At 73.3% G+C, this 14,457-nt stretch carries 12 protein-coding genes and 2 pseudogenes; 4 read left to right on the plus strand and 10 right to left on the minus strand.

Features of this window, described 5'->3' with window-relative positions:
• Positions 1-332 precede the first annotated feature (332 nt).
• A complete protein-coding gene (locus ACWCSV_RS01050; protein WP_451137768.1) occupies positions 333-860 on the minus strand; it encodes a DUF6584 family protein in 528 nt (175 codons plus the stop codon).
• A gap of 305 nt (positions 861-1,165) precedes the next feature.
• On the opposite strand from ACWCSV_RS01050, the pseudogene ACWCSV_RS01055 reads away from it, so the two are divergent.
• From ACWCSV_RS01055 to ACWCSV_RS01065, 3 genes and pseudogenes are all read left to right on the plus strand, one after another.
• Positions 1,166-1,561 (plus strand): annotated as a pseudogene (locus tag ACWCSV_RS01055) (cysteine hydrolase family protein); the annotation flags it as partial.
• 216 nt (positions 1,562-1,777) lie between these two features.
• Positions 1,778-2,410 (plus strand): class I SAM-dependent methyltransferase, encoded by a 633-nt coding sequence (locus ACWCSV_RS01060; RefSeq protein WP_451137965.1) that lies wholly within the window; start codon positions 1,778-1,780, stop codon positions 2,408-2,410.
• Between the two features lie 75 nt (positions 2,411-2,485).
• On the plus strand, positions 2,486-2,917 hold the full coding sequence (locus tag ACWCSV_RS01065; RefSeq protein ID WP_451137769.1) for a DUF4259 domain-containing protein: 432 nt from the start codon (positions 2,486-2,488) through the stop codon (positions 2,915-2,917).
• A gap of 12 nt (positions 2,918-2,929) precedes the next feature.
• Here ACWCSV_RS01065 and ACWCSV_RS01070 read toward each other — a convergent pair.
• From ACWCSV_RS01070 to ACWCSV_RS01105, 8 genes and pseudogenes are all read right to left on the minus strand, one after another.
• Positions 2,930-3,145: pseudogene (locus tag ACWCSV_RS01070) on the minus strand (Uma2 family endonuclease); the annotation flags it as partial.
• A 174-nt stretch (positions 3,146-3,319) separates the two neighbouring features.
• A complete protein-coding gene (gene serC, locus ACWCSV_RS01075; protein ID WP_451137770.1) occupies positions 3,320-4,438 on the minus strand; it encodes a phosphoserine transaminase in 1,119 nt (372 codons plus the stop codon).
• Between the two features lie 110 nt (positions 4,439-4,548).
• Positions 4,549-5,736: a cytochrome P450 family protein gene (locus ACWCSV_RS01080; RefSeq protein WP_451137966.1), complete on the minus strand. Its 1,188-nt coding sequence runs from the start codon at positions 5,734-5,736 to the stop codon at positions 4,549-4,551.
• A 56-nt stretch (positions 5,737-5,792) separates the two neighbouring features.
• Positions 5,793-7,052 carry a cytochrome P450 gene (locus ACWCSV_RS01085; protein WP_451137771.1) on the minus strand — a complete coding sequence of 420 codons (1,260 nt, stop codon included), beginning with the start codon at positions 7,050-7,052 and terminating at the stop codon, positions 5,793-5,795.
• Positions 7,049-7,705 (minus strand): GTP-binding protein, encoded by a 657-nt coding sequence (locus ACWCSV_RS01090; RefSeq protein WP_451137772.1) that lies wholly within the window; start codon positions 7,703-7,705, stop codon positions 7,049-7,051. The genes ACWCSV_RS01085 and ACWCSV_RS01090 overlap by 4 nt, the downstream gene beginning before the upstream one ends.
• Positions 7,686-8,057, minus strand: a complete 372-nt coding sequence (locus ACWCSV_RS01095) for a DUF742 domain-containing protein (RefSeq protein ID WP_327176349.1) — start codon at positions 8,055-8,057, stop codon at positions 7,686-7,688. The genes ACWCSV_RS01090 and ACWCSV_RS01095 overlap by 20 nt, the downstream gene beginning before the upstream one ends.
• Complete coding sequence (locus ACWCSV_RS01100; RefSeq protein ID WP_451137773.1) at positions 8,057-8,500, minus strand: roadblock/LC7 domain-containing protein; 444 nt, start codon at positions 8,498-8,500, stop codon at positions 8,057-8,059. The genes ACWCSV_RS01095 and ACWCSV_RS01100 overlap by 1 nt, the downstream gene beginning before the upstream one ends.
• The gene (locus ACWCSV_RS01105) at positions 8,497-10,137 is read right to left on the minus strand and encodes an ATP-binding protein (RefSeq protein ID WP_451137774.1); all 1,641 of its coding nucleotides are present in this window, start codon (positions 10,135-10,137) and stop codon (positions 8,497-8,499) included. Before ACWCSV_RS01105 ends, ACWCSV_RS01100 begins: the two co-directional genes overlap by 4 nt.
• Before the next feature lie 359 nt (positions 10,138-10,496).
• Between ACWCSV_RS01105 and ACWCSV_RS01110 the strand changes: the two genes are divergently transcribed.
• Complete coding sequence (locus ACWCSV_RS01110) at positions 10,497-13,394, plus strand: FAD-binding and (Fe-S)-binding domain-containing protein (RefSeq protein WP_451137775.1); 2,898 nt, start codon at positions 10,497-10,499, stop codon at positions 13,392-13,394.
• Positions 13,395-13,416: 22 nt separating this feature from the next.
• Here ACWCSV_RS01110 and ACWCSV_RS01115 read toward each other — a convergent pair whose 3' ends face one another.
• Complete coding sequence (locus ACWCSV_RS01115) at positions 13,417-14,403, minus strand: LysR family transcriptional regulator (protein ID WP_451137776.1); 987 nt, start codon at positions 14,401-14,403, stop codon at positions 13,417-13,419.
• Positions 14,404-14,457 lie beyond the last annotated feature (54 nt).

Consider the following 14,457-nt stretch of genomic DNA (forward strand, 5'->3'; position numbering starts at 1 on the left):
ATAATCCCGCTCCGAGTCAATGGCGCGCGCAGCGGAATCATTCATCTTCGACAACGGCAGGCTCCTTCGATTCGAGCCACACCATAGGGTCATCGCCCCCGGGAAGATAAGTCTTGACTTGCCTGGTGAAATGCGGCCTCACGCCGAGTGCGAACGGGGGCGGCGCGGGGCAGCGGGCGATGAACCGGGCCGATGGAGGTCCGCCACGGGAAGGCCGCACAGGTGTCCTGACGGTGCGCCCGAATCCGTGGCGGCCGACCGTGCGGAAATTCCCGCGTATTCCGCAGTCCAGTCCATCGCTCTTTGTGCTTCTCGGGCCTCGGTGACCCGAATCAGTCGAAGAGCGCGACGATTCCGTTCACCCAGATCGCGAGGAACGCGAGGGCAGCCACCAGGCAGCCGGCGCCCGCCAGCACACCACCGGCCGTCCACGGCTCGAAGGGTGCCTCGTGGTCCCCTCCCAGGTCCTCGCGGTAGGAGGTGGGGTCGTCCCAGTCGACGGGGTGTCCCAGCTTCTCGGCGCAGGCAGTCCGTACCCCGGTCAGCTGTCCCTCCGCGAAGGCGGTGGCGGCCTCGGCCTCCGGGCCGTGCCAGCCGAGGGCCTTCATCCGCCGCCCGGGAGAGCCGTAGCGCGCCTCGAACGCGGTGGTCTCGTCGGCGTTCCGGTCCTCTTCGAGGTACATCCAGCGGCCGGCCTCGGCGGAGTCGCCGTAGAGCCGGTACACCTCGGCCAGGCGGCGGCGGAGTGCCAGGTCGTGCGGGAAGGACGAGACGAGACCGCGCAGGCGCTGGCGCGCGACGGGAACCCGGCCGGCGGCCAGGTCCGCATCGACTCGGGCAAGTGTCTCTCTCAGGGGCATGAACGCATGTTCGTATACCGCGCCTGTCTACGTCGAACCGGTTTTGTCGCCCACCACTCGCCCACCACTCGCTCGTCGTCGGCCGCACCGCCGGCCGCCGTCCCGCCCGTCTCCGTACGGGTACTGCCACGCCAGGAGTCCAGGGCGCGGCGTGGGCCGCGCGGGCACTCCGCACCCGGCCGCTGACATCCCGAACCGGCAGCGGCCGAGGACCCGCCCCGCGTGGCTCTCCCGCCCGGCCGCCCCCGGTGGTCCGGCCGCCCCGCCGGTGTTCCGGCCGGCCCTCACCCCTACGCTCTCCTCCCATGCCGAACACCACCGCGCTCCTCGTCATCGACATGCAGAACGACACGGTGGCCATCGCCCACCGGGCCGCCGAGACCGTCGCCGTCATCGCGGAGCTGCGCCAACGCGCGCACGGAGCAGGCGCGTTGGTCGTCACGGTGCAGGACGTCGGTGAGGGGACGGAAGCCGGCTCGGAGGGCCGGCAGGTCGTGCCCGAACTCGCGCCCGGCGCGGCGGAGCCGGTCGTCCGCAAGACCGCACCGGACAGCTTCCTCCGCACCGGCCTCGACGGCCTGCTGCGGGCGCACGGTGTCACCGAGGTGCTCGTCACCGGGTTCGCCACCGAGATCTGCGTGGACACCACGGCACGCTCCGCGCTGAGCCACGGGTACGACCTGGTCGTGGTGGCGGACGGCCACACCACCTCCGTACGGGGGCCCGGCGACGGGGCGTACGCGACCCCGGGCCGGTCGGTCGCGCACCACAACGAGATCTTCCGGAACCTCGGCTACCCCGGACGCCGCATCCGGGTGCTGAACGCGTCGGAGGTGGACTTCGCCCCTGGCGAGAGCGCCCCGGCCACGGAGGCCGAGCCCGAGTTCGTACGCGCCACCCGGGCCTCGTACGACGTCATGGCCACCGAGTACTCCGCCCGGTTCGGCGCCGAACTGGACGCCAAGCCGCTGGAGAAGGCGCTGCTCGCCGGGTTCGTGGATCTCGTACGGGAGACCGGCGGCGGCAGGCCGCTCGCCGACGTGGGGTGCGGTACGGGGCGGATCACCGGCCACCTGCGCGGGCTCGGCGCGGACGTGTTCGGGATCGACCTGTCGCCTGGGATGCTCGCGGTGGCGCGGGCCGAACACCCGGACCTCCGGTTCGAGGAGGGCTCGATGCTCGCGCTCGACCTGCCCGACGACTCCCTGGGCGGCCTGCTCGCCTGGTACTCGGTCATCCACATCACCGACGCGCTCCTCCCGGCCGTCTTCGCCGAGTTCCACCGGGTGCTGGCCCCGGGAGCGCATCTGCAACTCGGCTTCCAGGCCGGCGACGAGACCCGCCACCGGACCGACGCGTGGGGGCGCCCGATCGTCCTCGACTTCCACCGCCGCCGCCCGGAGGCGGTCGCGTCCCTGCTCGCTGCGGCGGGCTTCGAGCCCCGCGTGCGTACCGTGCGCGAAGCCGACACCGACGGGGAGTTCCCGGAGCCGACCCCGCAGGGGTTCGTACTGGCGCGGAAGCCGGTGGCCGGAAGCCCGGATGCCTGAAGCTCCGGCGCCGGAAGTCCGTTGTCAGTGGGGGGTGACACGCTGTAGTCACCATCAGGGAACGGGGAGAGTCACATGGGTACGTGGGGCATCGGGCACTTCGACAACGACACGGCCGCCGACTTCGGCGGGAAACTGGACGACAGCGATCCCGAGAAGCGCGCGGCGCTGATCCAGCAGGCGCTGGAAGCGGCGGTCCACGCGGGCGCCGAGGGCTTCCTCGACAGCGACGAGGCGATGGAGGCGGTGGCCGCCGCCGCGCTGCTCGCGGCCCGGTGCCCGGGCGGCGAACCGGTGGACACCCCGTACGGCCCCGAAGAACCGGTCCCGCTGCCCGGCGGTGCCCCGTCGCCGACGCTGCTCGGGCTCGCGGTGCGGGCCCTCGACCAGGTCACCGCGGAGACGTCCGAGCTGCGCGAGCTGTGGGCGGAGAGCGCCGAGCCGGCGGAGTGGCCGGCGGCGATCGGACGCCTCAGAGCCGTGCTGGCGGCGGGGGTGCCCGTGTAGAAGGAGATGGGGTCAGCCGGTCGGCGGGGCGGCCTCCGCCGTACGGCTGCCCGCCGCGACGAGCTCCGCCACGTCGAGCGTCACCTCGGCCCCGATGGATGCGGGCAGCGTGACCTTCTGGCCGGGGGCGTACACCTCGTGCCGGTCGTAGGACGAGCCACCCGGCTCGGTGAGGACGTGGACCCGGCCGTGACGGCGGTCCAGGACCACGTACACCGGGACCTTGGCAGACATGGCGTCTCTCCTGGGTCCAAAGGTGTCGAGAACATCATGTAGGTCGGGCCGCCCCCTCCGTCGCGGAGCCGCAGGATCACCCGCGAGGGTGAGGCGGTACGGCGACGGCCCCGCACACCGAGGTGTGCGGGGCCGTCGTCCAGGCGGTGAGCCGGGGTGCCGTGGTGGTTACAGCTTCTCGATCACGTAGTCGATGCAGGCGGTGAGGGCCTGGACGTCCGCCGGGTCGATCGCCGGGAACATCGCCACGCGCAGCTGGTTGCGGCCCAGCTTGCGGTACGGCTCGGTGTCCACGATGCCGTTGGCGCGGAGCACCTTGGCGATCGCGGCGGCGTCGATGTCGTCCGAGAAGTCGATCGTGCCGATGACCTGCGAGCGCTTCGCCGGGTCGGTGACGAACGGGGTCGCGTGCTTCGAGTCCTCGGCCCAGCCGTAGAGGTTCTGGGAGGAGGCGAGGGTGCGGCCGGTCGCGAAGTCCAGGCCGCCCTGGCCGTTCAGCCACTTCAGCTGCTCGTTGAGCAGGAAGAGGGTGGAGAGGGCCGGGGTGTTGTACGTCTGGTTCTTGGTCGAGTTGTCGATCGCCGTGGGCAGCGAGAAGAACTCGGGGACGTGGCGGCCGGAGGCGTGGATGCGCGCCGCGCGCTCCAGGGCCGCCGGGGAGAAGGCCGCGATCCAGAGGCCGCCGTCGGAGGCGAAGGACTTCTGCGGGGCGAAGTAGTAGACGTCCGTCTCGGTGATGTCGACCGGCAGACCGCCGGCGCCCGAGGTGGCGTCGACCACGACGAGTGCGCCCTCGTCGGCACCGGCGACGCGCTTGATCGGCGCCGCGACACCCGTGGAGGTCTCGTTGTGGGTGAAGGCGTAGACGTCGACGCCCTCCTCGGCCCTGGGCTCCGGGTGGGTGCCGGGCTCGGAGGAGATCACGCTCGGGTCGGCCAGCCAGGGCGCGAGCTTCGCGGCCTTGGCGAACTTCGAGGAGAACTCACCGAAGTTCAGGTGCTGGGACTTCGTCTCGATGAGACCGTGCGTCGCGACGTCCCAGAACGCGGTGGACCCGCCGTTGCCGAGGACGACCTCGTACCCCTCGGGGAGGGAGAAGAGGCTGCGTACACCGTCACGCACCTCGCCGACCAGGTTCTTGACCGGGGCCTGGCGATGGGACGTACCGAGGAGAGAGGTTCCGGTGGCGGCCAGCGCGTCGAGCGCCTCCGTCCGCACCTTGGAGGGCCCGGCGCCGAAGCGTCCGTCGGCGGGCTTGATGTCAGCGGGAATCTGGATATCGGCCACGAGTCGGAGCGTAGTCCCTCGGGGACGGGGCGAAAGCCCTTGTCCGGCCGGTGAGACGGACGCTCCGACCTGTGGACAACACGGCGGCCGGTGCGGTAGGCGGAGCCGGCTCAGCCCAGGGTGACCGGGAGTTCGAAGAGGTCGTTCTGGGTCACGATCGGCTTGTTCCTCAGCTCGGCCGCGGGGACCGCCAGCTCCAGCTCCGGGAAGCGGGCGTACAGCGCGGGGAGCGCGACGGCCGCCTCCAGGCGGGAGAGCGCCGCACCCGGGCAGATGTGCGGGCCGTGGCCGAAGGAGAGGTGGCGGTTGGGGGAGCGGGTGAGGTCGAACTCGGCCGCGTCCGGCCCCCATTGCTTCTCGTCCAGGCTGAGCGCGGCGAACGAGACCATCAGGCCCTCGCCCTTCGGCAGCACCCGGTCGCCGATGGTGATGTCCTCGGTGGCGAAGCGGATGAGCACGTGCGAGGTCGGCGACGACCAGCGCAGCGTCTCCTCGATCGCGCCCTCCCAGGTCGCCCCGCCCGAGAGGACCAGCGCGCGCTGCTCGGGGTGGGTCTGCAGGGCGACGACGGTGTTCACGATGAGGCTGATGGTGGTCTCGTGACCGGCGGCGATGATCAGCTTGAGGGTGTTGAGGATCTCGTCGTCGGTGAGGCGGTCGCCGTCCTCGGAGGCGTTCAGCAGCGCACCGGTCAGGTCGTCGGCCGGGGACTCCTTCTTCTCCTCCAGGATGCGGGTGAACAGGGTGTGGATGTTCCCCATCACCTGCGGGACCTCGGCGGGCGGGGTCAGGTTGGAGAAGAACTTGTCGAACAGTTCCTTCATCCGGGGCAGGTCCTCGGTGCCGATGCCCATCAGCTCGCTGATGACGTTCATCGGCAACGGGTAGGCGAACTCGGCCTTCAGGTCGACCGGCTCGCCCGCCGGGCGCGCGGCCAGCCGGTCCAGCAGCTCGTCGGTACGGGCCTGGATGCCCTCGCGGAGCCGCTCCACCCGGCGCACGGTCAGCGCCTGGGCGACCAGGCCGCGCAGCCGGCGGTGCTCGGCGCCGTCCGAGGTGAGCATGGTCTTCCCGGGGTTGACCAGGCCGATCAGCGGCCAGTCGGGGGCGATCTCACCGCGCTGCCAGGCGTTCCAGAGGTCGATGTCCTTCACCAGGCGGGGGTCCGTGAGGGCCGCCTTCGCCTCGGCGTGGTGGGTGACGGCGTAGATGTGGACCCCACCGGGCAGCTCCACCGGGACGAGCGGGCCCGCCGCGTGCAGCCTGGCGCTCTCGTCCCTGAGGTCGCCGACGAACATGTCGAGGACGATGCGCTCGTCGTCCTGCGCGCCGGTCGGTTCGGTGGTCGTCGCGGTCACCGCGTGCCTCCAAGGGCGGGAGTGGGTGTGAAGCGGACGGGCAGCTCCGTCAGGCCGCGCAGCCACGGCGACGGGCGCCGGGTGAGGTCCTCGGCCGGGACGGCGAGATCGACGTCGGGGAGCCGGTCGAGGATCGCTTCGATCCCCGTACGGGCGATGACCTCGGCGGTCTCCTGGGCCGGGAACGGGCAGCGGTGGTCGCCGTGGCCGAAGGAGAGGAAGGCGTTGTTGCCGCCGGTGAGGGCGGAGCCGTCGGTACGCACCTGGGGGTCGGCGTTGGCGGCGGCGACGCCGAGGATCAGCAGGTCACCGGCTTGGATGTGCTTCCCGCCGAGGTGGGTGTCGCGGCTCGCCCAGCGGCCGGCCACGTTCTGGGTGGGGGTGTCCTCCCACAGCACCTCGTTCATCGCCTCGGCGACGCTGTGCCGTCCGCCGGAGAGCGAGGCGGCGAACCGGTCGTCGGTGAGCATCAGCCGCAGCGAGTTGCCGATCCAGTCGGCGGTCGGCTGGTGCCCGGCGGCCATCATCACCATGAGGTCGCGGGCGACCTCGTCGGCGGTGAACTCCCCGTTGTCGGCGAGCATCCGGGACGGTACGTCGTCCTCCGGCTCGGCCGACCGCTCGGTCACCAGCTGGATGACGGAACCGGCGATGTGACGCTGGCCGGCGAGCGCGTCCGGGCCGCCGTTGATCATGTCGTTCATCGCCTTGACGAGCGCGGGGCCCTTCTCGTCCGCGAAGCCGTACAGCTTGGCCAGGACCCGGACGGGCAGCAGCATCGCGTAGTCCGCGATCAGGTCGCAGCTGCCGGCCGAGCAGAAGGCGTCGATCAGCTCGTCCGCGAACTCCTCGGTGTACTTGCGGAGTTCGAAGGGATCAGCGCCCTCCAGGGCCGTGCTGATCACCTGGGAGCGGCGGCTGTGGCGCTCGCCGACGGTGTAGAGGATCGACGGCTGGTCCTTGCTGATCATCGGGTGCAGCGGCCAGTCGTCGGGGATGTCCGGCCACTGGTTCCAGATCTGCGAGTCCCGGGTGAACAGGGCCGGATCGGTGGTGACCTGGTGCAGTTCGCGGTAGCCGAGCACGAGCCACGCGGGCACGTCGCCGGGCAGCACGATCGGGGCCACCGGACCGTGGTCCCGGCGCACCTCCCGGTACAGCTGGTGCGGTTCGGTGGCGAACCGGGGCCCGGACAGCGGTACGGGACCGAGGTCCTTGGCCGCACCCTGACCGTGGTCGACGGGGCACGCGTTCACGAGGTGGTCTCCGAGGTTCTGCCGGCCGCCTCGGGAGCGCCCGCGAGCGCCCCCTCCGGAGTCCGGGCGCGGGCGGCGGACATCGCGTGGAGGTGCTCGACCAGCGTGATCAGGACGTATTTGCTGGACGACCGGTCGCGTGCGTCGCACTCCACCAGCGGCACGTCCGCCGAGAGGTCGAGGGCCTCCCGGATCTGCTGCTCGGTGTGGAGCGGGCCGCCGAAGTCGTTGCACGCCACGATGAACGGCGTGCCGTGGTGTTCCAGGCGGTCGATCGCGTACCAGGAGTCGGCGAGCCGGCGGGTGTCGACCAGCACGACGGCTCCCAGCGTGCCGGAGAAGAGGCGGTCCCACAGGAACCAGAAACGCTCCTGGCCGGGTGCCCCGAAGAGGTACAGCACCGAGCGCTCGTCCAGCGTGATGCGGCCGAAGTCGAAGGCGACCGTGGTGGACGCCTTCGACTGCACACCGTCGAGGTGGTCGACGGCCTCGCCCGCGCGCGTCATCGTCTCCTCCGTGTTGAGCGGACGGATCTCGCTCACGGAACGGACCATGGTCGTCTTGCCCACGCCGAATCCGCCGACGACGACTATCTTCAGTCCGTTGTCGGCCGTCGCCCGAAGGGCGGCGCGGTCAGAGGTTGCGGAGTCCAACGAGCACCTGTTCCAGGATGTCGGGGTCGGGGAGCCGGTCCGCGACACGGGCGGTACGGGGGTGGCGTGCGCTGATGCGGCCGGTGTCGAGCATGTCGCCGAGCATGATGCGGACGATGCCGACCGGCAGTTTCAGGGTCGCGGCGATTTCGACCACCGCGGTGGGGCGCTCGCACATCCGCAGGATCGCGACGTGCTCCGACTGCATGCCGGGGGCCGGCTCGCACTCGGAGACCACGAGCGTCACCAGGTCGAAGGCGTCGGAGTCCGTCCGGCTGCGGCCACCGGTGAGGGTGTAGAGCCGGTCGGGGGAGTCGTCACGACCGGGGCGGGGGCGCGGCACCGGGGGCATCAGGCGGGGGTTCCCGCGTCGGCGCCCGGCCCGTCGGACGGGTCGGTCTCGCGGGGCGGGGCGACCAGGTGCTCGCCGAGCTGCTCGACCAGCTCGCTCATGTTGTGCCCGACGAGGCCCACGTCGGAGTCCTCGGCGGCGACGACCGCCAGATGGGCGCCCGTACCGGCCTCCACGATGAACAGCACCCCACCGTAGAACTCGGCCATCGCGGACCGTACGCCGCCGCTGCCGTCACCGAACTCGACGGACGCGCCGTGCGAGAGGCTCTGGATTCCGGCGGAGATCGCGGCGAGCTGGTCGGCCTGGTCGACGGAGAGCTCGGGGGTACGGCACAGCTTCAGGCCGTCCCGGGAGAGCACGAGGGCGTGCCGGGCGCCGGGGGTGCGTTCGAGCAGGCCCTCCAGCAGCCAGTTCAGCTTCTCGTCGGTGGTCGCGGTCATCGGGTGTTGCCTTCCGGGAGCGGTGAGTTGGCCCGTACTGCCTGGCTGAAGGTACTGAAGCGCTCGGCCTGCCTCTTCGCGTCGTTCGCCCGGTCCCGGGGGGTCGCCGGGTCGACGGGGGCGGTGGCCGCCGCACGCGCCTCGGCGGCGGCGAAGGTACGGCCGCGCCGTCGGCGGGGCAGCCCGCTCTCGCCGAACTTCGGGAAGGAGCCGGTCGATTCGGCCTCGGACTCGGGGGCCGGATCGGCCTTGGCACCGGATGCGGGGGTGGGCGCGGGCCCGGCGTCCTCGGCCGGGCGGGCCGTGTCCTCGGGGGTCCCCGCTGCCGCGTCGGTGTCCGCGGCGGAGTGGGTGGGCTCCGGCTCGGGGGTCCGGGGTTTCGGCCCGGGGCCTCGTGTCTCCGGCTCGGGGGTCCGGGGCTTCGGTACGACGGCCGGGAGCGTGGGGGACGCGGTGCCCGCGGGCGTACGGGCGATGAGCTCCTGCGGCAGCATCAGCAGGGCACCGGTGCCCCCGCGCGCGGACGGCCGGAAGGAGACCCGCAGCCCGTGCTTGCGGGCCAGGCGGCCCACGACGGCGAGGCCGAGGCGGGTACCGGACGGCGCTGCGTTCTGGTCCCCGGGGGAGACGGCCGCTTCGGCGCGGCGCAGCTGCACGTCGCTCATGACGAGCCCGCTGTCCTCCACGGTGATCACCACACCGGCCGGTACCTCTTCCACGTACACGTGAACTTCGGCGGTGGGCGGCGAGAAGTTGGCGGCGTTGTCGAGGAGTTCGGCGAGTGCGTGCATGACGCCCTCGGCCGCGTGACCGGCGATGGCCACGTCACTGGTCGAGTGGAGCCGGATGCGCCGGTAGCCGCTGATCCGGCCCATCGCGCCGCGCAGGATGGACTCCATCACGATCGGCCTGGCCCACCGGCGCCCCGAGCGCGCACCGGTCAGCACGGCGACGGAGTCGGCGAGCCGGCCGGCCTGGGCGGTGCGGTGGTCGAGGTGCAGGAGGTCGCCGAGGACGATCTCGTCGGAGTGCCGGTTCTCCATCTCCCGGAGGTCGGCCAGCATGCTGGTGGCCAGCGCCTGCATCCGGCTCGCCGCGTTGGCGCCCGTCGACAGGGCGGCGGACCGTTCCCGCTCGGCCTGGGCGAGGCGGGCGGAGAGCGCGGCCTTCTCGGCGGCGAAGCGCTCCCGGTCGGCCTCGTTCTCGGCGGAGCGCCGCTCGGTCTCGGCCGCCAGCCGCTCCTTGGCCGTGGCCGCCTCGGTCGTGGCCCGGGCGAGCGCGGTGGCCGACTCGGACGCGGCGCGGGTGGCCTCGGCGCGGGCGGTGGCCTTGATCCGGGCGGCCTCGGCCGTGAAGCGCTGCGCGTCGGCGGAGGCGGACGACACCAGGCGGGTGGTCTCGTCGGTGAACCTCCGGCTGTCCGCGGCCCGGGCCTCGCGCATCGCCCGCGCGGTGCCCAGCGCATGGGCGGCGACGGCTGCGGCCACGGTCAGTGCGACGGCCGCCGCACCCGCCCCCCAGGCCAGGGGGGTCCGCACCGAAGCGGGGGCCACGGCGGTGGCCCACGCGCACAGCGAGCCTGAGACGACTGCCGACACCAGCGCGGTGAGCGCGGTCGACCGGGTTGAGGGGCGCAATCGGAGTCCTCGGGGCGGACGGCACGGACGGCGCCGACCGGTCGGGCGGCGCGGCGGTCGCGGCGGCAGGCGGGGCGTCGGGCTGGGACGTCAGGTGGGGGCGGCGGTTGAGGCGTCAGGTGGTTGAGGCGTCAGGTGGGGGCGGTCGGAGAACGGCTTCCGGCTCCTCCGTCGCGGAGGGTGAGAGAGCCGTGACAACTGGAGCTGATTCTTCCAGCGCAAGTCATGCTCACTATAGGAGAATTGAGGGTCCTTTTGGGAAGTGATGGTGTCGTTCTCTGTTCGTTCTGTGTTGCGTATGTGGCTGTGCGGGCGGTGTTGTCCGAAGAGTGCAGGTTCCCGCCCGGCATGCTGGTGCCATGGCCGACACGCACGCCCTCAGCGACGCCCTGGCCCGGGACCTCCGCTCCGAGGTCCGGGGGGAGACCTCCTTCGACGCGACCTCCCGGGCACTCACCACGATGGACGCCTCCAACTACCGGCGCGTCCCCCTCGGGGTCGTCGCCCCGCGCGACGCCGACGACGTCGCCACCGCCCTCGCCGTCTGCCGCGCCCACGGGGTACCCGTCGTACCGCGCGGCGGCGGCACCTCCATCGCGGGCCAGGCCACCGGCACCGGCATCGTCCTGGACCTCACCCGGCACCTGGACGCCGTCGTGGAGCTCGACCCCGCGTCCCGTACGGCCGTCGTCCAGCCCGGCGTCGTCCTCGACGACCTGCGGGCCGCCGCCGCCCCGCACGGACTGACCTTCGGCCCCGACCCCTCCACCCACAGCCGCTGCACCCTCGGCGGCATGATCGGCAACAACTCCTGCGGCGCCCACTCCGTCGCCTGGGGCACCACCGCCGACAACGTCCACGCCCTCACCGTCGCCCGCTACGGCGGAGACGTCCTGCGCCTCGGCCGGGGCTGGGGGACGGAGAGCGCCGACCCCGGCCCGGGCCGGCCGGCGGACGGCGCCCCCGCCGGGCTGCGGGAGTTCGTCGGCCGCCACCTCGCCCCGCTCCGCACGGGCTTCCCCGACCTCCCGCGCCGCATCTCCGGCTACGCCCTCGACGCCCTGCTCCCCGAACACCCCGGCGGACCCGACCTCGCCCGCGCCTTCTGCGGCAGCGAGGGCACCCTCGCCGTCGTCACCGAGGCCACCGTCCGGCTGGTCGAGTCCCCGCCCGCCCGCGCCCTCGCCGTCCTCGGCTATCCGGACGAAGCGGCCGCCGCCGAGGCCGCCGCCGGACTCCTCGCCCACGGCCCGCTCACCGTCGAGGGCATGGCCGCCGACCTGGTGCGGGAAACGGTCGGGCTGCCCCGGGGCGGCGCCTGGCTCTTCGTGGAGACCGGGGGCGCCACCCCCGCAGAAGCCCGCGACCGGGCCACCCGCATCCCGCGCGCCGCCGACGCCCTCGACGCCGCCGTCGTCACCGACCCCGCCGGACAACGCGCCCTGTGGCGCATCCGCGAGGACGCCGCCGGAACCGCCACCCGGATGCCCGACGGCACCGAAGCCTGGCCCGGCTGGGAGGACTGCGCGGTGCCGCCCGCCCGACTCGGCCCGTATCTGCGCGAGTTCCGCGCCCTGCTCACCGAACACGGGCTGCGCGGGACCCCGTACGGCCACTTCGGCGACGGCTGCATCCACGTCCGCATCGACTTCGACCTCCTCACCCCCGACGGCACCGCCCGCTTCCGCCGCTTCTCCGAGGACCAGGCCCGGCTCGTCGCCGCCCACGGCGGCTCGCTCAGCGGCGAACACGGCGACGGACAGGCCCGCGCCGAACTCCTCCCCCTGATGTACGGCACCGAACTCGTCGGCCTATTCGGCGAGTTCAAAGACCTGTGGGACCCGTACGGCGGGATGAACCCCGGGATGCTGGTCCGCCCGGACCCGCTCGACACCAACCTCCGCTTCGACGTCCTGCCCCGCCGCCCGGTCGACGTCGCCTTCGGATACCCGCAGGACGGCGGCGACTTCACCGCTGCCGTGCGCCGGTGCGTGGGCGTCGCCAAGTGCCGTACGACGACGGCGCCGGGCGCGGGCGTCATGTGCCCCTCCTTCCGCGCCACCGGCGAGGAGCAGCACTCGACGCGCGGCCGGGCCCGGCTGCTCCACGAGATGCTGGCGGGCGAGATCGTCACCGACGGATGGCGCTCGACGGAGGTGCGCGACGCGCTCGACCTCTGCCTCTCCTGCAAGGGCTGCCGCAGCGACTGCCCGGTGGGCGTCGACATGGCCACGTACAAAGCGGAGTTCCTCCACCACCACTACCGGGGCCGACTCCGCCCCGCCGCCCACTACGCCCTGGGCTCGCTGCCCCGCTGGCTCCGCCTCGCCGCCCCCGCCGCCCCGCTGCTGAACGCCCTCGCCCGGGTACGCCCGCTCGCCGCACTCGCCAAGCGCCTGGCGGGCATCGCGCCCGAGCGTCCGATCCCGGCGCTGGCGCGGGAGCCGTTCACAGGGCGGGCGGGGTCCTCTGCGGAGGGGGCCGGACCGGGCGGGGCCGTTGCGGACCGGGGTGAGGAGGCCGGTGCGGACCGGGGTGAGGAGGCCGGTGCGGATTCCGGCCGGGAGGTCCTGCTGTGGCCGGACACCTTCACCACGTACCTCTCCCCGCAGGTCGGGCACGCCGCCGTCCGCGTCCTGGAATCCGCCGGCCGGACCGTGCGCCACCCGGGCCCGGGGCTCTGCTGCGGGCTGACCTACGTCTCCACCGGGCGCCTGGACCGCGCCCGTACCGTCATGCGGCGCACCCTGGACCGGCTCGGCGCCTCCCTCGGCCGGCCCCTCGTCGTCCTCGAACCGAGCTGCGCCGCCGCCCTCCGCACCGACCTCCCCGAACTCCTCCCCGGTGACCCGCGCGCCGCCGAACTCGCCGCCTCCGTCAAGACCTTGGCCGAGTACCTGGAGGAGTACGCCCCTGACTGGGACCCGCCCCGGCTGGACCGCGCGGTGACCGGCCAGACCCACTGCCACCAGCACGCCGTCCTCGGCGAGGCCGCCGACCGGCGCCTGCGCCAACGGGCCGGACTCGACGGAGAGCTGTCCGGCGGCTGCTGCGGCCTGGCGGGCAACTTCGGCTTCGAGAAGGGCCACTGGGACGTCTCGGTGGCCTGTGCGGAGGAGCAGCTGCTGCCCGCCGTACGGTCGGCGGCCCCGGGTACGGAGATCCTGGCCGACGGCTACTCCTGCCGAACCCAGCTGGAGCAGCTGGCGGGGGTGCGGGCCAAACACCTCGCGGAGCTGCTCGCGGAGGGGCTCTGAAGTTGTGCTGGGAGGCGGGCCCTCAGCAGTCGGATTCCTCGTGACCGGCTGCGGCCCCCTTGCCCGCGATGATCTCCCGCGCCAGCGCCACGAGCCGGGGGAGCGCCGGGTGCCCCGGACCGTCGCGGCGGGCGAGCAGTACGGGCAGCGGCGGGGCGTCGGTCAGCGGGACGAAGACGACTCCCGAGTGCGGGTGTATGCCGGCCGTGGACGCGGCCGAGACGCCCGAACCGCGCCCGGCGGCGATGGCGGTGAGCCAGTCGTCGGTATTGGCGACGGTCAGGGTGGCGGCGGGGCGCGCGTCCGCGGGCCAGAGGCCGAGCGTGGTGCTGCCGGACACCGGATTCAGGACCACCGGCCCCGCCGCCAGGTCGGCGAGGGAGAGTGCGCCGCGACCGGCGTGCGGGCCGTCCGCCGTGACCGCCGCGACCCGGCCCTCGGTGAACAGCGTCTCGGTGACCAGCCCCGGCACCTCCACCGGCCCGCGCAGCACCGCCGCGTCCACCTCGCCCCGGGCGAGCCCGGCCGTGCGGTCGTCGATGCGCAGCAGCTCCAGCGGGGTCTGCGGGTACCGCGCCTGCCAGGTCCGCAGCAGCGGTGTGGTGTACGGGCCGAACGCCGACCAGGCGTGCCCGAGCCGCAGCGGCCGACGCTGCGGGCGCCCGGTGCCCGCAGCGTCGTCGAAGGCGCTGACCGCGAGGGCCGCCTTGTCCCGGAAGGCGACGCCCTCCGGGGTGAGGTCCAGGTGGTGGGTGGACCGGTCGACGAGCCGGGTGCCGAGGTAGGCCTCCAGTGAGGCGAGGGTCCGGGAGACCGCGGGCTGGGTGAGGCCCAGGCGCTCGGCCGCCCGGGTGACGTTGCGCTCGTCGGCGACGGCCAGGAAGGCCCGCAGATGGCGCAGCTCGATGGGGCGGCGCCCGGTGCCGGTGCGGCCGTCGCCGCCCCGGTGCTCCGTACGGTCGTCGCCCCGTTCGTCGTCCCGGGCGCCGTCCCGCTGTTCCCTGCTCATGCGTGCGGAGCATAACCGGAGCGCAGAAGGCATTTCACGCGCGGCGCGCGGCTG

It is taken from the genome of Streptomyces sp. NPDC001770 (assembly GCF_053596135.1).